General features: G+C 43.8%; 26 protein-coding genes and 1 pseudogene. 24 read left to right on the top strand and 3 right to left on the bottom strand.

What is annotated here, in order from left to right; all coding sequences use genetic code 11:
• Window positions 1–422 precede the first annotated feature (422 nt).
• The 3 genes from deoD to SM121_RS07330 are packed head-to-tail and all read left to right on the top strand — an operon-like array spanning window position 423 to window position 2,632.
• The gene (deoD, locus tag SM121_RS07340; protein ID WP_320910750.1) at window positions 423–1,133 is read left to right on the top strand and encodes a purine-nucleoside phosphorylase; all 711 of its coding nucleotides are present in this window, start codon (window positions 423–425) and stop codon (window positions 1,131–1,133) included.
• The gene (locus SM121_RS07335) at window positions 1,133–1,900 is read left to right on the top strand and encodes a hypothetical protein (protein ID WP_320910749.1); all 768 of its coding nucleotides are present in this window, start codon (window positions 1,133–1,135) and stop codon (window positions 1,898–1,900) included. The genes deoD and SM121_RS07335 overlap by 1 nt, the downstream gene beginning before the upstream one ends.
• Entirely contained in the window at window positions 1,901–2,632 is a 732-nt protein-coding gene (locus SM121_RS07330) for an NAD-dependent protein deacylase (RefSeq protein WP_320910748.1), read from the top strand.
• A gap of 36 nt (window positions 2,633–2,668) precedes the next feature.
• Here the strand turns inward: SM121_RS07330 and SM121_RS07325 are convergent, their stop codons facing one another.
• Window positions 2,669–3,577, bottom strand: coding sequence for a LysR family transcriptional regulator (locus tag SM121_RS07325; protein ID WP_003003594.1), 909 nt, complete (start codon window positions 3,575–3,577; stop codon window positions 2,669–2,671).
• A 243-nt stretch (window positions 3,578–3,820) separates the two neighbouring features.
• Here SM121_RS07325 and SM121_RS07320 point away from each other — a divergent pair, with 243 nt between their 5' ends.
• The 17 genes from SM121_RS07320 (at window position 3,821) to SM121_RS07240 (ending at window position 21,457) form a co-directional block, all read left to right on the top strand.
• Window positions 3,821–5,260 carry a DUF6688 domain-containing protein gene (locus SM121_RS07320; RefSeq protein WP_320910747.1) on the top strand — a complete coding sequence of 480 codons (1,440 nt, stop codon included), beginning with the start codon at window positions 3,821–3,823 and terminating at the stop codon, window positions 5,258–5,260.
• Window positions 5,261–5,444: 184 nt separating this feature from the next.
• Window positions 5,445–6,251, top strand: a complete 807-nt coding sequence (locus SM121_RS07315) for a dihydroorotate dehydrogenase electron transfer subunit (protein WP_320910746.1) — start codon at window positions 5,445–5,447, stop codon at window positions 6,249–6,251.
• Window positions 6,252–6,260: 9 nt separating this feature from the next.
• Complete coding sequence (locus tag SM121_RS07310) at window positions 6,261–7,199, top strand: dihydroorotate dehydrogenase (RefSeq protein WP_003011934.1); 939 nt, start codon at window positions 6,261–6,263, stop codon at window positions 7,197–7,199.
• A gap of 382 nt (window positions 7,200–7,581) precedes the next feature.
• Window positions 7,582–8,274 (top strand): orotidine-5'-phosphate decarboxylase, encoded by a 693-nt coding sequence (pyrF, locus tag SM121_RS07305; protein WP_003003278.1) that lies wholly within the window; start codon window positions 7,582–7,584, stop codon window positions 8,272–8,274.
• Between the two features lie 266 nt (window positions 8,275–8,540).
• Window positions 8,541–9,173 carry an orotate phosphoribosyltransferase gene (gene pyrE, locus SM121_RS07300; protein WP_003003338.1) on the top strand — a complete coding sequence of 211 codons (633 nt, stop codon included), beginning with the start codon at window positions 8,541–8,543 and terminating at the stop codon, window positions 9,171–9,173.
• A gap of 291 nt (window positions 9,174–9,464) precedes the next feature.
• Window positions 9,465–10,985 (top strand): glycosyltransferase family 39 protein, encoded by a 1,521-nt coding sequence (locus tag SM121_RS07295; RefSeq protein WP_320910745.1) that lies wholly within the window; start codon window positions 9,465–9,467, stop codon window positions 10,983–10,985.
• Window positions 10,986–11,246: 261 nt separating this feature from the next.
• Window positions 11,247–11,900 carry a uracil-DNA glycosylase gene (locus SM121_RS07290; RefSeq protein ID WP_320910744.1) on the top strand — a complete coding sequence of 218 codons (654 nt, stop codon included), beginning with the start codon at window positions 11,247–11,249 and terminating at the stop codon, window positions 11,898–11,900.
• A gap of 9 nt (window positions 11,901–11,909) precedes the next feature.
• Window positions 11,910–12,374 (top strand): NUDIX hydrolase, encoded by a 465-nt coding sequence (locus tag SM121_RS07285; RefSeq protein WP_003003493.1) that lies wholly within the window; start codon window positions 11,910–11,912, stop codon window positions 12,372–12,374.
• Between the two features lie 11 nt (window positions 12,375–12,385).
• Window positions 12,386–13,654, top strand: a complete 1,269-nt coding sequence (locus tag SM121_RS07280; RefSeq protein WP_320910743.1) for a dihydroorotase — start codon at window positions 12,386–12,388, stop codon at window positions 13,652–13,654.
• A gap of 14 nt (window positions 13,655–13,668) precedes the next feature.
• Window positions 13,669–14,511 (top strand): SGNH/GDSL hydrolase family protein, encoded by an 843-nt coding sequence (locus tag SM121_RS07275; RefSeq protein ID WP_320910742.1) that lies wholly within the window; start codon window positions 13,669–13,671, stop codon window positions 14,509–14,511.
• Complete coding sequence (locus tag SM121_RS07270; protein ID WP_320910741.1) at window positions 14,480–15,112, top strand: YpmS family protein; 633 nt, start codon at window positions 14,480–14,482, stop codon at window positions 15,110–15,112. The genes SM121_RS07275 and SM121_RS07270 overlap by 32 nt, the downstream gene beginning before the upstream one ends.
• A gap of 561 nt (window positions 15,113–15,673) precedes the next feature.
• On the top strand, window positions 15,674–17,236 hold the full coding sequence (locus SM121_RS07265; RefSeq protein ID WP_155171748.1) for a 2-isopropylmalate synthase: 1,563 nt from the start codon (window positions 15,674–15,676) through the stop codon (window positions 17,234–17,236).
• 12 nt (window positions 17,237–17,248) lie between these two features.
• Window positions 17,249–18,286, top strand: coding sequence for a 3-isopropylmalate dehydrogenase (gene leuB, locus SM121_RS07260; protein ID WP_151379055.1), 1,038 nt, complete (start codon window positions 17,249–17,251; stop codon window positions 18,284–18,286).
• 1 nt (window position 18,287) lies between these two features.
• Window positions 18,288–18,566, top strand: coding sequence for a DUF1294 domain-containing protein (locus SM121_RS07255; protein ID WP_320910740.1), 279 nt, complete (start codon window positions 18,288–18,290; stop codon window positions 18,564–18,566).
• 24 nt (window positions 18,567–18,590) lie between these two features.
• Complete coding sequence (leuC, locus tag SM121_RS07250) at window positions 18,591–19,973, top strand: 3-isopropylmalate dehydratase large subunit (protein ID WP_320911324.1); 1,383 nt, start codon at window positions 18,591–18,593, stop codon at window positions 19,971–19,973.
• Window positions 19,974–19,983: 10 nt separating this feature from the next.
• Window positions 19,984–20,574, top strand: coding sequence for a 3-isopropylmalate dehydratase small subunit (gene leuD / locus SM121_RS07245; RefSeq protein WP_320910739.1), 591 nt, complete (start codon window positions 19,984–19,986; stop codon window positions 20,572–20,574).
• A gap of 97 nt (window positions 20,575–20,671) precedes the next feature.
• On the top strand, window positions 20,672–21,457 hold the full coding sequence (locus SM121_RS07240) for an L-threonylcarbamoyladenylate synthase (RefSeq protein WP_006596430.1): 786 nt from the start codon (window positions 20,672–20,674) through the stop codon (window positions 21,455–21,457).
• Window positions 21,458–21,532: 75 nt separating this feature from the next.
• On the opposite strand, the gene SM121_RS07235 is transcribed toward SM121_RS07240, so the two are convergent.
• Window positions 21,533–22,165, bottom strand: a complete 633-nt coding sequence (locus SM121_RS07235) for a DUF421 domain-containing protein (RefSeq protein WP_023026770.1) — start codon at window positions 22,163–22,165, stop codon at window positions 21,533–21,535.
• Window positions 22,162–22,615 (bottom strand): annotated as a pseudogene (locus SM121_RS07230) (DUF3290 family protein). The gene SM121_RS07235 and the pseudogene SM121_RS07230 overlap by 4 nt, the downstream one beginning before the upstream one ends.
• Window positions 22,616–22,782: 167 nt before the next feature.
• On the opposite strand from SM121_RS07230, the gene SM121_RS07225 reads away from it, so the two are divergent.
• The 4 genes from SM121_RS07225 to SM121_RS07210 are packed head-to-tail and all read left to right on the top strand — an operon-like array spanning window position 22,783 to window position 26,590.
• Complete coding sequence (locus tag SM121_RS07225; RefSeq protein WP_320910738.1) at window positions 22,783–23,559, top strand: SDR family NAD(P)-dependent oxidoreductase; 777 nt, start codon at window positions 22,783–22,785, stop codon at window positions 23,557–23,559.
• Window positions 23,556–24,698 carry a glycosyltransferase gene (locus SM121_RS07220; RefSeq protein ID WP_320910737.1) on the top strand — a complete coding sequence of 381 codons (1,143 nt, stop codon included), beginning with the start codon at window positions 23,556–23,558 and terminating at the stop codon, window positions 24,696–24,698. Before SM121_RS07225 ends, SM121_RS07220 begins: the two co-directional genes overlap by 4 nt.
• Window positions 24,691–25,347, top strand: a complete 657-nt coding sequence (locus tag SM121_RS07215; RefSeq protein ID WP_320910736.1) for a hypothetical protein — start codon at window positions 24,691–24,693, stop codon at window positions 25,345–25,347. The genes SM121_RS07220 and SM121_RS07215 overlap by 8 nt, the downstream gene beginning before the upstream one ends.
• A complete protein-coding gene (locus SM121_RS07210; RefSeq protein WP_123159222.1) occupies window positions 25,307–26,590 on the top strand; it encodes a glycosyltransferase in 1,284 nt (427 codons plus the stop codon). The genes SM121_RS07215 and SM121_RS07210 overlap by 41 nt, the downstream gene beginning before the upstream one ends.
• Window positions 26,591–26,659: the final 69 nt, after the last annotated feature.

Genomic DNA, 26,659 nt, shown 5'->3' with positions numbered 1-26,659 from the left:
GACTTGCAAGTCCAGTACTTGCTGCGTCCATCCCCTATTTTCACTGTGCTTTTTACGGGCTTGGTATCTTATAGAAAGGTAGAGCATGTGTTCTGATTTGAACACGAGCGGAAAGCTCTCCTAATTACTCAATAAAAAAAGAAAGGATGGGTTTACCGTATTCGCTGAACTGAATACGGGCGGAGAACTGTGTAAAAAAGATAAACTGTCTAGCATCTGCGATGCGTCGTCAGTTTCCTATTTTTACTTTGTTCTCTGTCGCCTGTTCTGTATATAAAAAATGAAAGGAAGGGTAGTTCGGGTTTGAAACTGAACCCGGGCTAGAGGCTGTGTAAAAAAGATAAATCCTCCTAGATGCGATGCATCTTTGTCGGATTTCCTATTTTTACTTTGCCTCTTTAACGCCCTTGGTATCTTATATTATGTCTATCCATATTGCTGCTAAGCAGGGTGAAATTGCTGATAAAATTCTTCTTCCTGGGGATCCTCTTCGTGCGAAATTTATTGCTGAGAATTTCCTTGAAGACGCTGTTTGCTTCAACGAAGTCCGTAACATGTTTGGCTACACAGGGACTTACAAGGGTCATCGTATTTCTGTCATGGGTACTGGGATGGGGATGCCATCCATCTCTATCTATGCGCGTGAGTTGATTGTCGACTACGGCGTGAAGAAATTGATCCGTGTGGGAACGGCTGGTTCTTTGAATGAGGATGTGCATGTTCGTGAATTGGTCTTGGCGCAAGCTGCTGCAACCAACTCAAACATCATCCGCAACGACTGGCCTCAATACGATTTCCCTCAAATCGCTAGCTTTGATCTTTTAGACAAGGCTTACCACATTGCCAAAGACCTTGGCATGACGACCCACGTCGGAAATGTCTTATCATCAGATGTCTTCTATTCAAACTATGGTGAAAAGAATATTGAGCTTGGTAAGTGGGGTGTCAAAGCTGTAGAAATGGAAGCAGCAGCCCTTTACTATCTTGCTGCTCAACACCATGTTGATGCGCTTGCGATCATGACTATTTCAGACAGTTTGGTCAATCCAGATGAGGATACAACCGCTGAAGAACGTCAAAATACTTTCACAGACATGATGAAAGTCGGTCTTGAGACCTTGATTGCAGACTAATGGCAAAATTCCTTCATGATGAATGGCTCTACGATCTCCAAAATTATCACTACAGCCGGGCTCTGCGCTCTATCAAGCAGCAGGAGGAAGTACCGGATTTGTTGGTGAGCTTACTGCAGTTAATGGCGGAGCGTCGTGAGCTTAATATCCAACCCGTCATGAATCAAAAGTTGAGAACCGAGTTGCTAGGGGCGACTGGTTTTCAGCTTTTTTGGCATGAAGATCCAGAAGATGAGCAGTTGGCCAACTACCTTTATGACTTAGAGGCGAAGTTGAGAAATGAACAGATTATAGACTTTGTTCGTGCCGTTAGCCCAGCCATCTATCGGATCTTTATGCGATTGATTCAGTTGAAAATTCCTGATATTACCAACTATATTCATAACTCCAAAGAATCGAGTTATGACCGTTGGAAGTTTGAGAGCCTGCATGCGTCCGACAACCCTATCCTGCAGCAATTCCACAGCGAAAGTGTGGTCAATTCGTCCAGTTTGACGGAGTTGATTGTGCAGTTGGATTTGCCAGATAGCGTCAAAGTTGCGGCCCAACAATTGCGGGAGTTAGAAAAATCCGTTCGCAATCCCTTGGCCCACTTGATCAAGCCTTTTGATGAAGAAGAGCTCCATCGGACGACGGGTTTCTCTTCTCAAGATTTTATGAAGAATTTGATTGACCTTGCAAGCTACACAGGCATCCGTTATGATCAAGCTAACTTTTATTTTGATCAGGCCAATGCTGTGATGGAAGAGCTACTAAAGGAGAAGTAGATGGATAAGATTGCTCAACTACAGGAGATGATTGATCAGAGTCATCGGATCGTGTTTTTCGGTGGGGCAGGAGTTTCCACGGAGTCAAATATTCCAGATTTTCGAAGTTCAGACGGTGTCTATAGTGTTCAGGTAAGGCGGCATTTGACAGCTGAACAATTGGTCTCCCATACCATGTTTGAGCGTTATCCTGAGGACTTTTTCGACTTCTATAAGAAATACCTACTCTACCCAGATGCCAAGCCCAATGCTGCTCATCGCTATCTGGCTCGGCTTGAAGAGTCTGGTAAGCTCAAGGCAGTGGTGACACAAAATATCGACAGTCTCCATGAAATGGCTGGCTCTAAAAAAGTCTTGAAGCTCCATGGCAGCGCCGACCGTAATTACTGTACGGGTTGCCAGCGATTTTATGATTTGGAAGACTTTCTAGCTTTGGAAGGCCCGGTTCCACACTGTCTGAACTGTGGCAAGGTGGTCAAGCCGGATGTGACTCTCTATGAGGAACCTCTTGATATGGACGTCTTTAGTCAAGCAGCCCAAGCCATCCAAGAGGCTGATCTCCTGATTATCGGTGGAACTTCTCTCGTGGTCTACCCAGCAGCTAGCTTGATCCAGTATTTCCAAGGGAAGAAGCTGGTTGTCATCAATAAAACCAGTATCCCACAAGACAAGCAAGCAGACCTGGTTATCGAAGGAAAGATTGGGGAAGTATTTTCACAATTAAGACAATAAAAAATATCTGAGTGAACATGAACACTCAGATATTTTTTATTTATCAAACTTCACTTCCTCAAGCAAGTACTCGATGAATTTCTCTCCCATTTTTGAGAGGGCTGTTTTTTCATGTTTGATGTAGACCAGCTCGATCGGGTCTTCGATATCAAGGGGAATGGAGACGATGTTATTTCCGTTGAGATTGCTGTTGAGGATCCCGGTCGCAATGGTGTAGCCATCCAGACCAATCAAGAGATTAAAGAGGGTAGCCCGGTCACTGACGACGATGGATTTCTTATGATGCTCTTGAGAGAGGATCTCTTCTGAGAAGTAGAAGGAGTTGTGGGTCCCTTGGTCATAGCTAAGGTATGGGAAATCTTCCAGATCAGATAAGTGAACGATCTCTTTCTTGGCAAGAGGATTGGTCTTGCTGACAAAGATATGAGGTTGCGCTGTAAAGAGGTGGGTGGCAATCAGGTGATTATCATCTAGCATCTTAGAGAGGACATCGCGGTTGTAGCTATTCAAAAAGAGTACGCCAACTTCGCTTCGGAAGTTCTTGACGTCATCGATGATCTCCCAAGTCCGCGTCTCCCGTAGGAAGAGCTCGTATTTTTCCATGTCGCTTTTCTTGAGGAGTGAAACGAAGGCCTCAACCACGAAGGCGTAGTGCTGTGAAGAGACACTGAAAAGCTCACGAGAGCCCACAGGATTTTTATAGCGCTCGGACAAGAGGTCAATCTGCTCCACCACCTGGCGGGCATAAGAGAGGAACTCCATCCCATCGCGGGTCAAAGTGATCCCTTTGGGATTTCGGATAAAGATTTCAATTCCCATCTCATTTTCCAAGTCCTTAACGGCATTGGAAAGGCTAGGTTGCGTGATGAAGAGTTGTTTTGCGGCCTCATTCATAGAGCCGGTTTCGACGATTTTGATAATGTATTGTAATTGTTGTATTCTCATGCTTTTATTTTAACATAAAAGAGCGCGTTTTTCCCGTAAAATGTGGTCTTTCAAGGACTGTATCAGAGAATAAGACAGGCTGAGGGAGGTAATAGGAAGTAGGCTAGATCAAATATATAAAAAATAGAAAATTGGAAACAAAATCTCCATCTGGGGACTGATTTTGATGGAAAAATACAGTTTTGCCTTGCTTAAGGGGTGAGCTGCTTGATAGAATGGTAAAAAATGGATTGAGGAGATCTTATGAAAAAACTCGTTTCCTGGTATAAGAAAAAGGATAAGGATTTGGAGACGCATTTTACAGCCGGCCTGTTACAGATCAATTTTGTGACCAATGCCCTGATTCTATTGGCCTTTTACATCTATTTTGTCATTCGTGAGTCGCTCTATGCTCTGTCGGACTCAGTGGTTCAATTTAGTTTTTTTGCAATTTTATCCTTTACGATAGAGATTTTTCCTTACGGTTTGACTCTGGCCCTCTTTGTCCCCAATATTTTTGTCATTATCTATGGGATCGGTCGGTGGTCTAGCATCCAGTTCAAAGAAGCGGAGGAAGAAGCTCTCAAAGATCCAGATCTGTTTGAAGATAGAGGACCAGTCAAGGGCGAAGAGCTGATAGAAAAGGATGCCTCATTAGAAATGAAAGAAAGGCAAGAGACTTCAAGTAATAAGCCTGTCAAAAAGAAGAAGCAACAGCCAACAATCGTTCTTTGGTTTGGTCTCTTTGGTTGCTTTCTCGAAGCGATTTTCATTTTCATCGTCAAGGATATGACTTTTTACGATTGGAGTGAGAGTTTGATCAATTCTCAGAAGCATGCTCTGATCTGGTCTGGCGCCTATCCGACCTTCTTCACACTGGCAGCTCTTACTTTACTTGCCTTGATTATCTATTCCTACCGGGATGCGAACTCACTTTCGCCGTTAGCAAATATCTTCTGCATCAGTGGCATTCTAGGAGGAGTGGTTCTTCTCTTAGTTTTTGATAATCAACTGCAGGTAGCAAGTTTTCACACCTTTTTCTTACTGATCTATTCCATCCATCTCTTATGGTTTCGCATCAAGGAGTGGCAGGAAGATCGAACAGAGATAAGCTATGAGAATCATCTGCTTCAATGGCTCCATCAGCTCTTAAACAAGTCGCGCAACTGGCCATGGCTAGCGGTCCTTGTCGCTTTTCCAACCCTTGCCTTTGTTGTCCTTGTTCTCATGCTCTTTGGGCAGCAGCCGGATTCCATGATCAAGGCCTGGACGAATACAGCTGACTGGGCCTTCTCACAGAAGATACCTCCTCAGAATCTCATCATTGATGAGCACTATCTCTGTACGGTTGCGGCTGGTGGGCATGAAAATGTTGTCAAGCCCCAGCGGATGGGAATCCGCCACGGACATCCGGTTGTCGTCAATCGCCAGCTCTGTATCGCCAATGCCTTTGAGCAGGTGTTAGAAGAAAAGACGCCACGATTCCATCGCTTCTTGCGTCGCAATTACGACCGCTATGGCTATCCCTTTGCCAAACATATCAAGAAGAAATGGGCCATGGATGTCATTTACTATCTGATGAAGCCCCTGGAATGGATCTTCTTGTTGGTTCTCTACTTGGTCGATCGCAAGCCAGAAAACCGAATTGCTATGCAATACATCAAGCCGATCCCAGAAGATTTTGACCCCCATAAAGTTTCCTGAGTTACTGATTTTACTTGACAAGCGAGAAGGAGCGCGATATAATGAGACAAATTTAACCTTTAAGAGGTCCAGAGAGGCCTGCAAGGAAAGACAGAAAAAAGATCAGTAGACGGTGTCTAGCTGATCATTTGTAGGGCCTTGCTTTTGCGAGGTCTTTTTTGCTGAAAGAAAGAAGAGGAAATCAATGGTCAGTGACAGTTGTAAAAAACGCTTTGGCAACATCATGATGGAGGAGATGGATCTGGTCGCTCAAGAAGAAATCGCTCCCCGCATCTATTCTATGATCCTGAAGGGAGAAATGGTGGCGCAGATGCTACCAGGACAATTCCTTCATATCCGCGTCCCTGATGGGTCCAAGCTCCTTCGCCGTCCGATTTCAATTTCTGAGATTGATCGTAAGACACAGACGTGTCGCTTGATCTACCGCATCGAAGGTGGGGGGACAGCTATCTTTTCCCAATTGCCAATCGGTAGCAAACTCAGCGTGATGGGACCTCAGGGAAATGGCTTTGATCTCACCAATCTCGGCCAAGGTCAGAAAGCCTTGATCATTGGTGGCGGGATCGGTGTTCCTCCTTTGGTCCAAGTGGCCAAACAACTCCATGAGCAAGGGGTGGAAGTTGAAGTGGTTGTCGGCTTTGCGACCAAAGAAGCCGTTATTTTGGAAGAAGAGCTTTCTCAGGTTGCTCATGTCACTGTAACGACAGACGATGGGACTTATGGCACTAAGGGCTATGTCTCTACGGTCGTTGAACAGATGGACCAGGAGTTTGACGCTATCTATTCTTGTGGAGCACCAGGCATGCTCAAATATGTCAATACCAAATTCCATGATCATCCCCGCGCTTACATTTCTATGGAATCGCGTATGGCTTGTGGGATGGGGGCTTGCTACGCCTGTGTAGTGCATCTGGAAAATGAAAGCCAAGCAGCTAATAAGCGCGTGTGTGAAGACGGACCGGTCTTTGAAACCGGAACGATTGTGATGTAGGAGGACCTTATGACAGCAAATCGACTAGCCGTATCCTTACCTGGTTTAGACTTGAAAAACCCGATTATTCCGGCATCTGGCTGTTTTGGTTTTGGTCAGGAATATGCCAAATACTATGACTTAGACCTGCTTGGATCCATCATGATCAAGGCGACAACTGCGGAGGCCCGTTTTGGTAATCCGACGCCCCGTGTCGCTGAAACTCCTGCAGGCATGCTCAATGCCATTGGCCTCCAAAATCCAGGTGTAGACGTGGTTCTGGCGGAAAAACTTCCTTGGTTGGCCCAACATTATCCGGAGCTACCGATTATTGCCAACGTAGCTGGCTTCTCCAACGAAGAGTATGCAACGGTATCTAGGAAGATCTCGCAAGCGCCAAATGTCAAAGCGATTGAGCTCAATATCTCTTGTCCAAATGTAGACCATGGGAACAATGGTCTCTTAATCGGGCAGGTTCCTGAGTTGGCCTATGCGGCTGTGAAAGCAGCGGTAGAAGCATCCTCAGTCCCTGTCTATGTCAAGTTAACGCCTAGTGTGGCAGACATCACGCAGGTCGCAAAAGCAGCAGAGGATGCAGGAGCGACCGGCTTAACCATGATCAATACCTTGGTCGGGATGCGCTTTGACCTCAAGACTGGTAAGCCCATCATTGCCAATGGAACCGGAGGCATGTCGGGTCCAGCCGTTTTCCCAGTTGCATTAAAACTCATCCGCCAGGTTGCTCAATCCACTAAACTTCCGATTATCGGAATGGGAGGTGTGGATTCAGCAGAAGCAGCTATTGAAATGATGATTGCAGGAGCCTCTGCGATTGGAGTTGGAACCGCTAATTTTACCGATCCTTATGCTTGTCCAACCATCATCGAAGATCTGCCACAAGTCATGGATCACTATGGGATTGATACCCTTGAGAACTTCCGAAAACATGTACGGGAAAATCTACTTTAAAGATCATCAAGACAACAAAAAATGCCTGTTGGCAACAACCCCAACAGGCTACTGAGTAAGTAACAACTTTAAACAACCCTTACTCAGCATATTAAGTATTTTACAGGAAAAAAGATTATCTGTCAAGTTTTTTTTTCATAATTTTGAACTCATTCTAATAAAATTAAAAAAAGACGGATTGAATCCGAATGTTTTGCGATTATTTCTTGACTTTTCTTTAATATCGTACTACAATGAAGAAAAACCTTTAAAGTAGTCCAGAGAGGCTCCTAAGGTCTAGACGGTGAATCATGGTAGTTGTTCTTACCTAATTTTCGTGTAACCTTGCCTCGGGCAAGGTTTTTTTGTGAACAAAATGATCAATCATAAAAAGGAGTAATCCATGCGTGAAGAACGTCCTATTATCGCCCTTGACTTCCCAGCTTTCGAGGATGTCAAACACTTTTTAGAGCATTTTCCAGAAGACGAAAAATTATTTGTAAAAATCGGAATGGAATTTTTCTATGCAGTTGGTCCTGAAATTGTACATTATCTCAAAGGGCTTGGGCACAGCATTTTCCTTGATTTAAAATTACATGATATTCCAAATACAGTCAAATCAGCCATGTCTGTACTCGGTACCTTCGGAGTAGATATGGTGACGGTACATGCAGCTGGTGGTGTAGAGATGATGCGCGAAGCCAAGGCAGCTCTTGGTGAAGGAGCTAAATTGGTAGCCGTGACCCAGCTGACTTCTACCAGTGAAGAAGACATGCGTGATTGCCAAAACATCCAAACAACGGTCCAAGAATCAGTAGTCAATTATGCTCGCAAGGCCCAAGAAGCTGGCTTGGACGGGGTTGTCTGCTCAGCTCATGAAGTGGCCTTGATCAAGGATGCCACTTCATCAGATTTTGTCTGTGTGACACCAGGGATTCGTCCAGCTGGAGCTGAAATCGGTGACCAAAAACGGGTCATGACGCCACAAGAAGCTCATAAAATCGGCTCTGACTATATTGTCGTTGGACGTCCAATCATCCAAGCAGAAAACCCATGGGACGCTTATCATGAAATTAAGAGACAGTGGAATGCGTAAGAGCTACTAAAAGTGAAACTTTTGTAGCTCTACGGGAAGTCCTATGGGACCTTCCCTAACGCATTCACTAGATTTAGAGGATAAAAATAATCGTTTTATCCTCTAAATCGTCGGAATACCAATCGCTACTAAAAGTGAGATTTTTTGTAGCTGTACGGGAAGCCTGATAGGGTCTTCCCTAAACTATTCACTAACCTGTAATGTTGTTGTTTAAATCAATAATTGATTTAATTCGTATATGATTAAAATCGTAAAAAGGAGTCGTCATGTCATTAGCTAAAGATATTGCTAGCCATCTTTTGAAAATCGAAGCGGTTTATTTGAAACCAGAAGAACCTTTTACTTGGGCATCTGGTATCAAGTCCCCAATTTATACAGATAACCGTGTAACACTTGCTTATCCAGAAACTCGTACCTTGATCGAAAATGGATTTGTAGATAAAATTAAGGAAGCTTTCCCTGAAGTAGAAGTGATTGCAGGAACTGCAACTGCAGGGATTCCTCACGGTGCGATTATTGCGGACAAGATGAATTTGCCATTTGCCTACATCCGTAGCAAACCAAAAGACCACGGTGCTGGTAATCAAATCGAAGGCCGTGTACCACAAGGCCAAAAGATGGTCGTAGTGGAAGATTTGATTTCTACTGGTGGATCTGTCTTGGATGCTGTCGCAGCTGCCAAGCGTGAAGGGGCGGACGTTCTTGGTGTCGTAGCCATCTTCACCTACCAATTGGAGAAAGCCGATAAGAAATTTGCGGAAGCTGGCGTTCAACTTGAAACCTTGTCTAACTATACTGAATTGATTCATTTGGCAGAAGAACAAGGTTACATCACCTCTGAAGGATTAGAGTTGTTGCACCGTTTCAAGGAAAACCAAGAAACTTGGCAAAATAAATAATAGGACGGAAGCGTTTCTAACGCTTCTTTTTTATACTCTTTTCACTAGTTGGTGGTGAACTTGAAACTCAAAGTAAAATCCGATATATTAGTAGTAATTGTTTTTATGGATGAAGGAAAAACTATGTTTAAGGTAGTATAAGATGACAAAAGAACATTATTTGCAAATGAAGAAGCAGGATCGGGTCTGGTTTACCGTTAATATCATCATAACTATGATATTTCACCAACCTACATGATTTCGTACCACCCCAAAACAGCAGAATTGCTGTTTTTTTGATATAATGGACCTATGTTATCGAAAAGTAAACGTATTCTATTTGGGATGCTTCATGTTGTCATGTTGCTAGTGATGGTCCACTGGTTCTTGATTAGTGTAACCTATCTAAGAGAGATTTCATGGCTAGCCATTTTAGGTGCTGGATTGCTATTTCTGCTAGCCTGGTTGAAACGCGATGGGCTAAAGAGTGCCTTTGCTTGGTTGACCCGGCATAAAAAAGGCTTCTTGCTTGGAGCCCTTGTCTTTCAGTTGATTGTTATGGTCTGTGCGGAGCTCTTTATCCGTCGGGATGCTGCGGTTGTTTTCAAAGGGGCTTTTGATCTTCTTAAGCAATCCTCTATCACCAACTACCTCAGTCGCAATCCCAATAACATTCCGCTCTTTCTTTACGAGAAGTTTTTCTATGTCTTATTTGGCTCTAGCGGTCTGTGGGTCATGCAGGCTCTCAATATCCTCTATGTCAATCTGGGTGCAGTCCTCTTGTACAAGCTGTCCCAGAAGCATTTCAATCAAAAAACGGCTGATCTAGTCTATCTCTTCTATGTGAGCTTGATCTGTTACTCGCCGTATTTCTATTCCATGTACACGGACATTCCGCCGCTTCCTTTGATCGCTCTTCAGTTATGGTGGGCCTTGGATCTCTTGAAGGAAGACCAAGCAGGCTCCTGGAAGAAGATTGTTGGCTTGGGAATCTTATCTGGCGTGACCATGTTGATCCGTCCAACGACGATTATTGTCATGATTGCCTTTTGGGCTGTGCTGTTCTTCAGAGGAAATTGGAAGGCCTTTGGCAAGATTGCTACGGTGACAGTCATGATGACAGGCTTTGTCTTTGCAGGATTGAATACAGCGGTCAATCATCAAACAGTTGTACCGATCTTGAAACAAGAAGGGTTGGCTAAAGGACCGCTCTTGTTTATCAATCTGGGCTTGACGGATATGGGTCATAACCAAGAAGATATGAAAGAGGGATTGTTGGCCTATATCGATGAGGACAAGCGCTCAGATTACAACAATGCCCTCTTTAAAAAGGAAAATGTGATCAAAGAAATCAAGCGCCGTCTCAAGGAATATGGACCTTTAGGTTTGATCGGTCATATCTACTACAAGCAATCCTTGACGGTAGCAGAAGGAACCCTTGGCTGGCTGTACCGAGATGTAGAGTATGAGAAGACGCCTTTGATTAACCCTCTCTATGCACCCCTGACTAAAAATAATGGTCTGGCAAAATGGGTGCGGACCTATTTCCTTAGCATTGATCGCCCGCAATACAAGTATTATGAATTTGTGAAGCAGGTGATCTGGATCGTTCTATCGGCTGGTTTGGTTGGGGCTTATTTCAAACGTCGAGATACAGATGACTTTAACTTCCTTTCCTTAGCGGTCTTTGGTGGCTTGCTCTTCTTAACCATCTTTGAAGGCGGGAAGACCCGCTACCTCATTCAATTCTTACCGCAAATTTTACTAGTCGCTTCGATCGGTCTAGCAGGATTTACCAAGAAGGAAAATACCCAAAAGCTCCTGCTTGTTTGACAGGCAGAAACAGAGAGTGGGACAGAAATCGGTAATTCGTTAGAATTCGATTTCGTAGTCCCACCTCCGCACAGTTGAGTAGGGCTATAAAAGCTGATGAAATCAGCGTAGTAGAGTCCATTCAACCACTGCGTCTTGCTCGACAATCCAAAAATAATTGAGAGGCTAGGACTTTTGTTCTAGCCTCTTTTTTATCCAGTGGATCCGCGCCAAATGTGGTATAATGAAAGGTAAGAATTTATTGGATAGCGGAGAGTTTCCATGCAGCATTCACCCTGGCATGAAGCCATCAAATCCCATCTTCCAGAAGGGTATTTTCACCAGATCAATGACTTTATGAATGAAGTCTACAGCAAAGGAGTGGTTTATCCACCGCGTGAAAAGGTCTTTAAGGCCTTGCAGATGACAGAGATGGATCAGGTCAAGGTCTTGATCTTAGGCCAAGATCCCTATCATGGACCGGATCAAGCGCAGGGCTTAAGTTTTTCTGTTCCGGATCATGTACCAGCGCCGCCTTCTTTGCAAAATATTCTCAAAGAATTGCGCTCAGATATCGGAGAGAAGCGTTCTCATGATCTGACCTCTTGGGCAGAGCAAGGAGTGCTCTTGCTCAATGCCTGTTTGACGGTTCCAGCTGGTCAGGCCAATGGTCATGCGGGACAAATTTGGGAGCTTTTCACAGATGCTGTGATCAAGGTGGTCAATGAGTTGGAGGAGCCAGTTGTCTTTATCCTCTGGGGATCTTATGCCCGTAAGAAAAAGCCTCTGATTACCCACGATCGACATTTGGTTCTTGAATCAGCTCACCCAAGTCCCTTATCGGCCTACCGAGGATTCTTTGGTTCCCAACCCTTTTCAAAAACCAATCAATTTTTGAAAGATTCGGGACGCGAGCCGATTGATTGGTTAAGATAGGAGAAAGAAATGCCACAATTAGCAACGATTTGTTACATTGACAATGGGAAAGAATTTCTCATGTTGCATCGCAATAAAAAGCCCAATGATGTCCATGAAGGTAAATGGATCGGAGTTGGTGGAAAATTAGAACGAGGGGAAACCCCACAGGAGTGTGCTGCGCGTGAGATTTTTGAGGAGACGGGCCTTAGAGCCAAGCCAGTCTTAAAAGGGATCATTACCTTTCCGGAGTTTACTCCAGATTTGGACTGGTACACCTATGTCTTCAAGGTAACAGATTTTGAGGGAGAACTGATCGAGTGTAACGAAGGGACCTTGGAGTGGGTACCTTATGATCAAGTCCTCTCAAAACCAACCTGGGAAGGGGACCACACTTTTGTCGAGTGGTTGTTGGAGGATAAACCCTTCTTTTCAGCAATGTTTCGCTATGACGGCGACCGTTTGTTAGAGTCGCATGTTGATTTTTATGAATAAAGGAGAATGCAATGGTTGTCATTAAAAATGGTCGCGTAATGGATCCCAAGACTGGCTTGGATCAAGTCTGTGATCTTCGTATTGAAGGAAAGAAAATTGTAGAGATCGCTGAAAACCTCCCAACGGATGGACAAGAAGTCCTTGACGCTACTGGTCTGGTGGTAGCTCCTGGTTTGATCGATGTACACGTGCATTTCCGTGAGCCTGGTCAAACTCATAAAGAAGACATCCATACAGGTGCCTTAGCCGCAGCTGCTGGTGGTTTTACTCGAGTGGTCATGATGGCCAATACTAATCCGACCATTTCAGATATTGCTACCTTAGAGGAAGTCTTAGCTTCTGCAGCCAAGGAAAATCTTCACATTCATACAGTTGCGACGGTGACTAAGAACTTTGACGGTCAACACCTGACAGATTTTGAAGGCCTGCTTAAGGCCGGTGCAGTGGGATTTTCAGATGATGGGATTCCCCTTCAAAGTACTAAGGTTGTCCGTGAAGCCTTGGAAGAGGCTAAGCGTCTAGGGACCTTTATTAGTCTGCATGAAGAAGACCCTGAGTTGAATGGCATTCTTGGTTTGAATGAGAACATTGCCAAGGAACACTTCCATGTCTGTGGGGCGACGGGTGTAGCCGAATATTCAATGGCTGCGCGTGATGCAATGATTGCCCATGCGACAGGTGCCCACCTCCATATCCAACACCTCTCCAAGGAAGAAAGTGTCAAGGTGGTGGAATTTGCCCAAGGATTAGGAGCTCATGTGACGGCAGAAGTGGCACCTCAACACTTTTCGAAAACAGAAAGTCTGCTCTTGACTAAAGGAAGCAATGCCAAGATGAACCCACCTCTTCGTTTGGAATCTGACCGTCTAGCAGTGATTGAAGGCTTAAAATCAGGCGTTATCTCAGTGATTGCGACGGACCACGCGCCTCACCATGCGGATGAGAAGAATTTTCCTGATATTACCAAAGCACCATCTGGAATGACTGGGCTTGAAACCTCACTTTCTCTTGGTTTGACCTACTTGGTGCATGCAGGCCATTTAAGCCTGATGCAATTGCTTGAAAAGATGTCCTATAATCCAGCACGTCTCTATGATTTTGATGCTGGCTATATCGCAGTGGATGGACCAGCAGATTTGACCATCTTTGATCCAGAAGCAGATCGTCTGGTATCGGATCATTTCGCTTCAAAAGCGGGCAATTCACCATTTGTGGGTGAAACATTAAAAGGGAAAGTTGCTTATACAATCTGTGATGGACAAGTGATTTTTCAAGGATAAGCGATCGTATTCATATGAATCTTAAAAAAATGATGCAAGGCTTGGTTTTCTTTTTAACCAGCCTTCTTGTCTTTGTCTTTCTATTTCGTGCTCTGCTACCAACTGCATCCCCTCGTATGACCAAGCCCAAAATGGCTGCGAAAGAAATCACCTATACTTATGTAGCTCTAGGAGATTCACTGACCGAAGGAGTAGGGGATAGCACCAAGCAAGGAGGCTTTGTGCCCATTCTTGCCCAAAGCCTATCCAATGAAAATGACGGTCAGTACAAGGCTGTCAACTATGGCGTCGCTGGAAACACCAGTGCTCAAATTATAGATCGGCTCACGAAGCAAACTGACCTTCAGAAGGATCTCAAAAAGGCGCGTGTCATGACCTTAACGGTTGGGGGAAATGATCTGCGCAAAGTCGTTGTCAATCATCTGAGTGATTTTTCTCTATCAGATATCCAAAAACCGCTCAAGAATTATACAGCTAACCTCAAAGAAATTATCACTAAGGCCAGAAAGGACAATCCCCATCTTCCCATTTATGTAGTGGGGATCTACAATCCTCTTTACCTGAATTTTCCTGAATTAACCAGTATCCAGACAGCTGTAGATCGTTGGAATGAGACGACGGAAGAAACCATCGCGCAATTTGATCAGGTCTATTTCGTTCCGATCAATGATCTGCTCTATAAAGGAATTGACGGCAAAATGGGCGTATCAGAAATCAGTGACGGGAAGATAACCGTTATCAATGATGCCCTGTATGAAGAGGATAGCTTTCACCCCAACAATACGGGCTATGAAAAGATGAAACAAGCAATATTGGAGAAAATCAATGCTACGAAGAAAACTTGGAGTCAAAAATAATCCCATCAAAGAGAAGGTCCCCTTCCTTCAAAAAATCAATATTTGGAAATGGTTATTTTTAGGTTTGGTCAGCCTTCTCTTAGCCTTCGTTTTAGTTGTGCAAGGACGCTTAGCGACGCCAAGGGAAGATGTTAGTCAGCTTCATCAAATAGTTGGTACCAAAGATGTCAAAGTTGGAACTATGACAACGACTCGTGATCAACTCAATGATACCATCAAATCGCTCCTGAAAAAATATAAACTGTCCGACTACAAGGTCTATGCGGACAATCAGCAAATCCTATTAGAAGGGCAGTTGAGTCTCTTGGGGAAGGATTATCCCTTATACATTTACTTTCAACCATCCAAATTGGAAAATGGGAACATCCTCTTGACGGTGAAGGATTTTTCAGTTGGAACCTTTCAAATTCCACAAAAGATGGTCTTACAGCTCTTGAGCAAGAATAAAAATATTCCAGAATTTATTCAGATTTCTCCAAAGCAGTCTACTATCACCATTGTATTACCAGAAATTGACAATGACTTTGGAATCTATGTCAAGGCCAATACCATTGACCTATATAATGACAAGATCGTTTTTGATTTGTATCAGAAGAAGTAGAGTAACAGGCTCTATTCAGATTGATGGAAAATTGTATTTTACATAAAACAACTAGAATGATGCTGAAAATAAAAACGATAGTTACTATTAGGCTTATTCAATAAATATTGAAACTTTCCGCCGTGAGAAAAGTGCTAGAAACACTTTTGTTTCTAGCACTCGGAATTATTGAGACCTTAGGCTCAATAATTAGTCATGGAACTTCTTTGAAGTTCGCTGACGTCCGTCTTCACCTAAGGAAAGTTTCTAAGATGACTTTATCTTCAATCTAACTAGAATTGAAAGCTCTATTTTGTTTCTATTCAAAAAATTCAGAATATTACGGAAAATTCTTGACATTGATTCTTCCCTATGCTAAAATACTAAACAAGACATTGAACAAAGGAGAAAGTCAAACATGAAAACAGCTAAGTTTATTCAATTTGCTTTGTTGTTGAGGTATAAGGGCTAGTGCAGAAGCATTAGTCCTGTTTGGCTTACCAAGCGGGCAAAAACATCTCGCTTGGTTAACCGAGTGAGATGTTTTTCTTTATATCCACTACATAGAAATGAGGAGACCCTATGCGTAAAGTTGAATTTTTAGATACCAGCCTTCGGGATGGCGAACAGACTCCAGGAGTTAATTTCTCTATCAAAGAAAAGATTGCCATTGCCAAGCAATTGGAAAAATGGGGCATTTCTGCTATTGAAGCAGGTTTTCCTGCAGCTAGTCCGGATTCCTTCACAGCTGTGCAGGAGATTGCCAAGGTCTTGACCAAGACTGCTGTGACAGGTTTGGCTCGCTCCGTTAAATCCGATATCGATGCTTGTTATGAAGCTTTGAAGGATGCTAAGTATCCACAAATTCACGTCTTTATCGCAACGAGTCCGATTCACCGGGAGTTTAAACTCAACAAGACCAAGGAAGAAATTCTTGAAGCGATCAAAGAGCACGTTTCTTACGCTCGCTCAAAATTTGAGATTGTGGAATTCTCTCCCGAAGATGCGACCCGGACAGAATTGGATTTCCTCTTGCAAGTTGTCCAGACTGCAGTCGATGCTGGTGCTAGCTACATCAATATTCCTGATACAGTCGGTTTCACGACACCAGCAGAGTACGGAGCCATTTTCAAATACTTGATCGACCATGTCAAGACAGACCGCGAGATTATCTATTCACCTCATTGCCATGATGACCTAGGTATGGCCGTGGCAAATAGCCTCGCTGCTGTTAAAAATGGTGCCCGTCGTGTCGAAGGAACCATTAATGGGATCGGGGAGCGGGCCGGCAATGCGGCGCTTGAAGAAGTAGCGGTTGCTCTCAATATCCGTGAAGACTATTACCAGGTGGAAAGTCCAATTGTCCTTAATGAAACTATCAATACTTCTGAGTTGGTCTCTCGTTACTCTGGTATTCCAATTCCTAAAAACAAGGCGGTTGTTGGTGGCAATGCCTTCTCACACGAGTCTGGGATTCACCAAGATGGGGTCCTTAAAAACCCTCTTACCTATGAAATCATCACACCTGAGTTGGTGGGTGTTAAGAGCAATAGCCTCCCTCTTGGAAAGTTGTCTGGTCGCCATGCCTTTGTCGAAAAATTGCATGAGTTGGGACTGGATTTCACAGAAGAAGACATCAAGCCATTGTTTGCGAAGTTCAAATCTCTGGCAGACAAGAAACACGAGATCACAGATGCCGATATCCGAGCCCTTGTTGCCGGTACAGCAGTGGAAAATCCAGAAGGATTCCAATTTAATGATCTCCGCTTGACCACCAATGCTGACGAAACGATTACAGCGGCGGTTAGCCTCAGCAATGAAGAAGGGGAAGTACTTGAATTCCTTGCCAATGGTCAAGGGTCGGTTGAGGCGATCTTTAATGCAATTGATAAATTCTTCAACCAAACTGTTCGCTTGACATCTTATAATATCGATGCAGTGACTGATGGGATCGATGCCCAAGCCCGTGTCTTAGTATCTGTGGAAAATGTCGATACAGATACGATTTTCAATGCCTCTGGTTTGGACTTTGACGTATTGAAAGCCTCTGCCATCGCTTATATCAATGCCAACACGCTGGTTCAAAAAGAGAATGCGGGTGAGATGGGACGAGCTGTCTCCTACCGTGATCTTCCACAAGCCTAAGAGGAAATGAACATGACAAAGAAAATTGTAACACTTGCAGGAGATGGGATTGGCCCTGAGATCATGGCAGCTGGACTAGAGGTCCTCGCAGCCGTCGCTCCCAAAATCGGCTTTGATTATAGTCTTGAAGACAAACCTTTTGGGGGTGCTGGGATTGATGCCGCTGGCCACCCACTTCCCCAAGATACTCTAAAAGCAGCTAAAGGAGCGGATGCTATTCTTCTCGCGGCTATCGGGAGTCCTGAGTATGACAATGCTCCTGTTCGTCCAGAACAAGGCCTGCTCGCTATTCGCAAGGAATTAAATCTCTTTGCAAATATTCGTCCTGTACGGATTTTTGATGCTTTGAAACACTTGTCTCCTTTGAAACCAGAGCGTATCGAGGGTGTCGACTTTGTGGTCGTACGTGAATTGACAGGTGGGATTTACTTCGGAGACCATATCTTAAAAGAAGATACAGCACGCGATATCAATGATTACAGTACAGAAGAAATCCGTCGGATTATGCGCCAAGCCTTCAAGATCGCGCAAGGACGTGGTAAGAAAGTGACCAGTATCGATAAGCAAAATGTCCTTGCAACTTCTAAATTGTGGCGCCAAGTGGCAGAAGAAGTTGCTAAAGAATTTCCAGATGTGACCTTAGAGCACCAGCTTGTCGATAGTGCGGCCATGATCATGATTACCAATCCAGCCCGCTTTGATGTTGTAGTGACAGAAAATCTATTCGGAGATATCTTATCTGATGAATCGAGCGTCCTTCCTGGAACACTAGGCGTGATGCCATCTGCCAGTCATTCTGACCAAGGACCAAGTATGTACGAACCAATTCATGGTTCAGCACCTGACATTGCAGGTCAAGGCATTGCCAATCCGATTTCCATGATCCTGTCCGTTGCCATGATGCTCCGAGACAGTTTTGGAGAAACAGCAGGTGCAGAAATGATCGAAGAAGCTGTCAATCAAACCTTGAATCAAGGAATCTTGACGCGAGATCTAGGTGGTCAGGCTTCTACTGCAGAGATGACTGCAGCCATTATTGGGAATCTCTAAGATGACATGGAGAGATCGCTGTTTAGTTCTTATTGCTATTTGGAATAGTATCGTATTTCTGACCTATGGTTTAGATAAACGAAAAGCTATCCAAAAGAGGTGGCGGATTCCTGAAAAGGTCCTGTTACTCGAGAGCTGGGTGCTTGGTGGATTCGGAGCTCTACTAGGTGGATATCTCTTTCACCACAAGGTGCGGAAATGGTATTTTCAAGCCACCTGGTGGGGCAGTAGCCTTCTTTTAGCAGGTGCCCTCTTTCTATTCCTTCAATGGATTTCCTAACAAGAAGATAAATGGAGAAAGATGATGAGTGGAAAATCTATCTTTGATAAACTTTGGGACCGCCACGTGATTACAGGAGTGGAAGGGCAACCCCAACTCATGTATGTGGACCAACACTACATCCACGAAGTGACGAGTCCGCAAGCCTTTCAAGGATTACGGGACGCAGGACGCAAGGTTCGACGACCCGATTTAACCTTTGGAACCTTTGATCACAATGTTCCAACGGTCAATATTTTTGATATTCGAGATGTGATTTCAAAAGCCCAGATTGATAAATTGGCTGAGAACGTGGTGGACTTTGGGATTGATCATGCTGCCCATGGTTCTGCTAAGCAAGGAATCGTTCATATGGTGGGCCCTGAAACCGGTCGGACCCAGCCTGGAAAATTTATTGTCTGTGGAGACAGCCATACCGCAACCCATGGAGCCTTTGGTGCCATTGCCTTTGGGATTGGAACCAGTGAAGTGGAGCATGTCTTTGCCACCCAAACCATCTGGCAAGTCAAACCCAAGAAAATGTTGGTTGAATTCACCGGAACCCCACAAAAAGGGATCTATTCAAAGGATTACATCCTAGCTTTGATAGCGAGCTACGGCGTCGCTTGTGGAGTTGGCTATGTCGTAGAGTATCGGGGAGAAGCAATTGATCGCTTGACTATGGAAGAACGCATGACCATCTGTAACATGTCGATCGAGTTCGGGTCAAAAATGGGGATCATGAATCCAGATGAGACGACCTTTGACTACCTCCGAGGACGCGAATGTGTGCCAGATGATTTTGAGACCGCAGTAGCTGATTGGAAGACTCTGGTTAGTGATGACGACGCCGTTTATGATAAGGTCATCCGTATGGATGTATCTAATCTTGCTCCGATGGTGACTTGGGGGACCAATCCTTCCATGGGAGTGGACTTTGAAACTTCCTTTCCAGAGATTCGTGACATGAATGATGAGCGGGCCTATCATTATATGGATCTAGAACCTGGCCAAAAACCAGCAGACATTGAATTAGGCTATATCTTTATCGGATCTTGTACCAACGCGCGTCTCAGCGATTTGGAGTTGGCAGCCAAGTTTGTGAAAGGCAAAAAGATTGCGCCCAACTTAACAGCCATTGTCGTACCTGGTTCTCGTCCGGTTAAGCAGGCTGCTGAAAAGTTAGGCTTGGACAAGATCTTTATAGATGCAGGCTTTGAATGGCGTGATCCAGGTTGCTCTATGTGTCTAGGAATGAATCCAGATAAGGTTCCAGATGGGGTCCACTGTGCCTCTACCAGCAACCGAAATTTTGAAGACCGCCAAGGGTTTGGGGCCAAGACCCATCTCTGTAGCCCTGCTATGGCAGCTGCAGCGGCAATAGCAGGACGCTTTGTCGATGTGCGCCAAATGCCCGAAGTCCAGTAAAGGAGGAATCATGGAGAAATTTACCATTTATACGGGGACAACCGTTCCCTTAATGAACGATAATATCGATACCGACCAAATCCTCCCCAAGCAATTCTTAAAGCTGATTGATAAAAAAGGCTTTGGCAAATACCTCATGTATGCTTGGCGCTATTTGGACGATCACTATACCGAGGATCCAACATTTATCTTTAATAAGCTGGAATACCGCAAGGCAACCATTTTGATCACTGGTGACAATTTTGGGGCAGGTTCCTCTCGGGAACATGCAGCCTGGGCCTTGGCTGATTATGGCTTTAAAGTCGTCATCGCCGGATCCTTCGGAGATATCCATTACAATAATGAGCTCAATAATGGCATGCTTCCGATTGTCCAACCGCTAGAGGTTCGTCAAAAATTGGCAAGCTTGAAGCCGACAGATCCAGTCACAGTGGATTTGGAAGAGCAGAAGATCATCTCGCCTGTAGGAGAGTTTAGCTTTGAGATCGATGGGGATTGGAAGCACAAATTGCTCAATGGTTTGGATGATATTGGGATTACACTTCAGTACGAAGACTTGATCACCGCTTATGAAAAGCAACGGCCCGCCTATTGGCAATAAAAATTGTATAGTTAATTAAGAATTTTCAGAAAATATATTGAAGCTTTTTTGGAATTTTGATAGAATAGAAAAAAAGAAATAGAAGAGGACGAAATTTATGACAAAACACATTCAATGGGACGGAACACTTTCACAAGAAGGATTTGACATTCTTAAAGGCGAGGGTGGTTGTATCGTCTGCCCTACCAAAGTCGGCTACATCATCATGACCAGCGACAAGGCTGGCTTGGAACGCAAGTTTGAAGCCAAAGAACGTAACCGCAACAAACCAGGTGTCGTTCTTTGCGGAAGTATGGATGAACTTCGTGCCCTTGCGCAATTGAATCCTGAAATCGAAGCCTTCTACCAAAAACATTGGGATGAAGATATCTTGCTTGGTTGTATCCTTCCTTGGCGTGAAGATGCCTATGCCAAATTACAAGCCTTCGGCGATGGACGTGAAGAACTCATGACAGATGTTCGTGGAACCAGCTGTTTTGTCATCAAATTCGGTAAAGCTGGTGAGCAAATCGCCAAAGAAATGTGGGAAAAAGAAGGCAAAATGGTTTATGCCTCTTCAGCTAACCCATCTGGTAAAGGAAATCGTGGGAAAGTCGAGGGAATCGGAGAGCGAATCGAAGGTGCCGTGGATTTGGTCATCGAAGCCGATGATTATGTAGCCTCTATCCAACCAGACAAGACTATTGAAACTCGCTATGAACAAGGAGTGATGGTTTCTATGGTTGATGCAGAAGGAAAACTCATCCCAGAACAAGGAGCAGGTAGCCGTTCTGTCAATACTTGCCCAGTCGTGATCCGTAAGGGATTGGATATCGACAAGATCATGATGCACTTATCTGATCATTTCAACTCTTGGAACTACCGCCAAGGGGAGTACTATTAAAAGATAGAAAAAAGGTCGTTACAGTTCGTAACGACCTTTTACTTGTCTATTTTATCGAATAGCTGATTTCCAACTTTAATAAGTCACGACATTAATCTCACCCTTGTCGTACTCAGCGATAAAGATGTCATCGACATTTTCAAATCCTTTTTTATTCAGTTCGGCCATAAGCCATTCTTCAGTTTTACCGATGTACTCTAAGATTTCTACTTGGACTACACCATCTGTAATGATTGGGTATTTGGGATTTTCATCTCCCATTCGAACGATTATGAGTTGGCCATTTTGTTCGATGACGGCTCTTTTGACTTCTTTCAATTGGAAGACCCCTTGAGAGCGCAACTTAAGAGCGACGTCAGAAGCAGAAAGGCCTTTTGAGCGACAAGCTTCTGGATCTAATTTTCCGTTTTTTATGATAATAGTTGGTTTTCCATCAATCAGATGTTTGATGAAGTAAACATTGGTATTAAGACATTTGAGTGACAGAATCAAAATCGTCCAGATGATGAGGATGACGACATATTGAAGGATGGTAATCGAGCTATTGTAGATGACCCCGCCGATAATACCCCCGAGAACAAAGTTCTGTATTTGGTCTACTGCAGAACTTGGTGCTAGATTTCCTTTACCTGTTACATTGATAACAAAAACAAGAGACAGAAGCCCCAAGGCCAATTTAATCGCAATTGTAGCAAAAAAGCTTATCATTTTTCAACCTCCACCAGTTCTACATCTGTTTTATATAAGTCCATTTTTTCAAGTAAATAGCTATCCGGGTCTGTTCCGCTAATAGCGCGATAGAATTGCTTGTCTACCTTGATAATAGCTCCATCGGTTGTCGCTGAAGTATTGACGTAGACATTTTCTTTATCAACTCCTAACTCTTTTGAAACGACTTCGATAAAGTGCAAAGAGCTACGGAATTGATTGTCGTTGGACTGATTGCTTTGGAAATTTGAAATACCAATCAAAACAACGGCCACTAATAATAAGATAGAAATGATTGATAATTCACGGAACTTACTTCCGCGTTTATCCTTAAATGCCTTAAAGGCAAAAAAAAGCCGTTACCAACACTAAGAGAATGGACATCATCACCATGATCCAATTTTGCTGGCTAATTTGACTCAGTACGTAATCATATGAATAGAATTTCATAAAAATCCCTCACTTATTTTGTATTCAAGGTATTATATATTATTTCAATCCATATTTCAATGATTAAAAGTAAATCTCTCATTTTTTTAAGGTATAGATTGTACATTAAATGTTGAAGAATGGCAGTAGGAGTTTTCTATCTAATCGAAATTTGGTACACTAGAGCTATGAAGATGGAAGATACAATTAATAAAGCGATCATTTTAGGAGCTACAGGAGGGATTGGCCGGCAGCTAGCGAAAGAATTGGCAAGAAGGCTGGATCATCTGGTCTTAGTAGGTCGGGATTCAGACAGACTCTCCCAAGTCCAAGAAGAACTAACTGGGAGCAAGGCGCAACTGTCAATCCTAGCATTAGATATGCTAGATCAAATGGCTCTAGAAGCTTTTGTAGATAACCTAGATGCAGATCTCCTCGTCAATTGTGCAGGGGTAGCGTATTTTTCCCAAGGTAACCATCTAGCCACAGCAAAAGAGCAAGATCTCTGGCAAATCAATTACCATGCTCCTGTCCACCTAATCAAGAAGTTAGTGCAGAAAAATCAGAAGATCCAGCTGGTCCAGCTGTCATCTCTGGCTGCCCTTTATCCTCATCCCTATCTAGCAGCCTACAGTTCCAGCAAGGCTGCCTTGCAGACCTACACTCTTGCTCTCCAGGAGGAACTAAGTCAATTAGATTCTCCGGTCCAGCTAGGTCTTTATATTCTTGGACCAGTCCAAACAGGTATTTTTCCTCCTAAACTAGTAGAAGCATTGGGAGGAAGTCGCTTGCAGATGAAGCCTGAGAAAGTCGCTCAGCAGTTGATTCGATTCATAGAAAGAGATACTTCCTATGCTGTTATCGGCCTTCGCTATCGCTTGCTCGTTTTGCTAGGTGGTCTGCTTCCCCAAAGATGGATCATTCGTCTCCTTGCAAGGTATTTACGAAAGGGACTTAATAGATGAAATTTATATTTATATTTTTAGGCCTTGCTTATCTTCTCTTATTTCTCATTCGTTGGTTGCTGTCCTTCATTTATTATAAAAAAGGCCAGTCTCATATTGCGGACTTCCCAGAAGAGCTTTTTACAGTGGTCCAACCCATCCTCTCTGGGGATCCTCGTTTAGCGAATGATTTGCGGGCTAATCTCCAGCAAACAGAATCAGTGGAGTTCTACTGGTTGATCGACCAGTCTGATACAGAAGCCCAGCGAGTAGCAGATCAGATTTGCCAAGAGGCTTCCTTTGCCCAACGCATTCGAATCTTTCTCATTGAAGACGTCCCTCAGGGGATTAATCCCAAGAGTTACAAGATTGAGCAGGTTGTAGAGGAGCTGACCCGACCTTATCTGATTGTTTTGGACGATGATAGTGTTATTGATTTTTCTAAAATGGGTGAGCTGACTACCTATCTAGGTCAAGAGGTCATTCTGACAGGTATTCCCTATAACCAAGAAAGAAGTAACTTCTGGTCCAAGCTGGTTGCAGCATTCGTTAATGGTAATTCTTTTATCACCTATTTTACCATGGCAGAAGTTGAGGCAAATCACTCCATCAACGGGATGTTTTATATCCTACCGGTAGAACTTGCAAAAGATCAGGGGCTCTTCACAGCGATTAAGGACTATCTATGTGATGATTTAGCTGTGGCCGATTTTTTAAGGAGTAAAGGAGTATCCATTATCCAAACGCGGGTTACCTGTAATGTTCGAACCACTATCAAGGACGCCAACCAATACCTGCTCCAGATGAAGCGGTGGCTTCTCTTTAGCTCTATCTATCTCAAAGAACACCTGGACTGGAAGGTCTTTTGTCTCATAGGTTTACCGAGTTTTCTGCCTCTTCCAGGTTTGATCCTAAGTCTTTTTTTAGGGTGGCCGTATTTTCTTCTGGCCTTTAGCTTACTATTGTTCAAGGCCGTATGGATGCTCCTCTATCGACAAAGCATTCTAACCAATCGCTTATACTTGGATGAAGTCACCTACGAAGTGCTGAATGATCTCCTGCTTCCTTGGCTGTTTGTCTATGTTCTAATGACACCTCCTGTGATTCATTGGCGGGGGCGGAAGATTCGAGTGACGGATGGAAAGATTCGTTATGAGTAAGATGAAGTCCTATCTAGACCGTTTGTCTGCTTTATCTCTTGATCAGACCATGCTAGACTCTAATCGCTTGGTTCTCTTTCTCAGTGGGAGCAGTGATATCACTTGTGCTGGGCTGACAGCTGGACAACTAGATCTCCTCCATGCTATTTGTCCATCTGGCTATTCAGTAGTAGCCAGTAATTTCCCCTTCAATCAAGATTTTGAACACATAGAGTTTCCTCAGGTATCCCTCTTGTCGGCTGCTACGTCCAATATCATCTACTATTGGCATACGATATTGAACCCGCGTTTCCTAAAGTTGTTACAGGAGCACTTGTCTCCCTTGTTGGAAGCGCAGGAAGTAGTTCTTGTTTGTAAGAGTTCAGGGGTCAATATGCTGACCCAGTGGCTCAGAAGTTTAGGCAATCAGGTCACCCTTCCAAGATTGCGCGTGATAGCGCTTGGACCTGTATCCCAGCTTCTCTTAAGTCAAAAGGATATAGAACTGCTAGTCATCAAAGGAAAGAAAGATCCTTATTCACGTATTCTTGATCGCCACTCAGCGGATATTCAAGTGGATACGGATCATTATAGCTATGAATACAGAAAAGATGTGAAAGGAATCATCTATGACTGGATTAGACAAAGTGATAAAAATCGATGTGATTAGCGTTCCCTTTAGTGGCCATTTATTTCCAACCTTGACTCTGGTGAAGCCCTTGCTAGAGGATCCGCGTTTTCAGATCCGTGTCATTACAGGTTTTCAGAAAAAGACATTGGTTGAGCAGATTGGTTTTGACTGCCTTGCCTTGTTTCCTGATCGTCCGACAGTGATGGAAGATATAGCGAATACACCAAAGCAAGCAAATCTATTTATCATGTACCAACAATTAATAGCCAATAGCAGACTGCTCCCTGAAGTTTTCGACGAAATAAATCGAATTTGGAACTCTGAGGGAAAACCTGACTTGGTTATTGCAGATTTTGTAGCAGCTCCTGCTGGTATGTTAGCAGATCGTTTGGAAATCCCCTGGATTACGACCATTCCAAGTCCAGTGGCGATTGAGAGTCGCACGACTACCCCTGCTTATCTAGGTGGCTGGAGACCACACCAGGGAATATTCTACAAGTGGAGAGATGCAATGGGCAGGCAGGTCATTCGTCTGGCAAAGAAAGTTGGACTTGCGCTGGTTAAGAAGAATCTCGTTACCCTAGCGGACTTCAAATTGTACCGTGAAGATGGAACAGAAGCAGTTTACTCTCCCTACTCAATCTTAGCTCTAGGCATGAAAGAGTTGGAGTTTCGAGACGATTTTCCACCCCAGCTCAAATGGGTTGGTTATCGCTGTCTATCTTTTGACCGACTTCCCCAAGAACAGAAGCAGTATCTTACGACCTCTAAAATGCGAGTTTTCGTCACTTGCGGGACTCATTTAAAATGGGAAAAAGAGCAGATGGTGGAGTTGGCAAAGATTTTGAGCCAAGAATATCCTGACTATGTCTTCTACGTAACCTTAGGCGACTCTGCTGGTTTGGAGCATACACCAAGGATCTTGTCGGAGAATCTTCTGATCTTTGATTACCTCCCTTATTCAGATGTTCTGGATCAAATGGACTTTGCCATTCATCATGCAGGTGCAGGGATTCTGATGGGCTGTATCGAAAAGGGCATTCCAAGTCTGATTTTGCCCCAGGACTATGACCAGTTTGACAATGCGGTTCGGGCTGAGTTATTCCAAGTAGGATTAGTTTCTCGTAAAAAGACGGAATCTGAAGTCTTGCGCTTATTTAATGAATTGGTTTCTCGAGAAGATTGGTCACACTTAAAGGCTCTTGCTCAGAAAAGCAAAGGCTACCAGCCAACAAAGATTCTTTATCAAGAAATAGAGAGACTATTGAAAGTGAAGTTATAGAAGAAGTGGAGGGGAGACTCCTCTTTGCTTTCTTCTAAAAACCTTCTATTATTGAACATAAAAAAGAGG

Source organism: Streptococcus sp. S1, assembly GCF_034137685.1.
Classification (GTDB): domain Bacteria; phylum Bacillota; class Bacilli; order Lactobacillales; family Streptococcaceae; genus Streptococcus; species Streptococcus dentalis.
The sequence above is the reverse complement of the archived record's forward strand: the minus strand, read 5'-3'. Positions and strand labels throughout refer to the sequence as shown.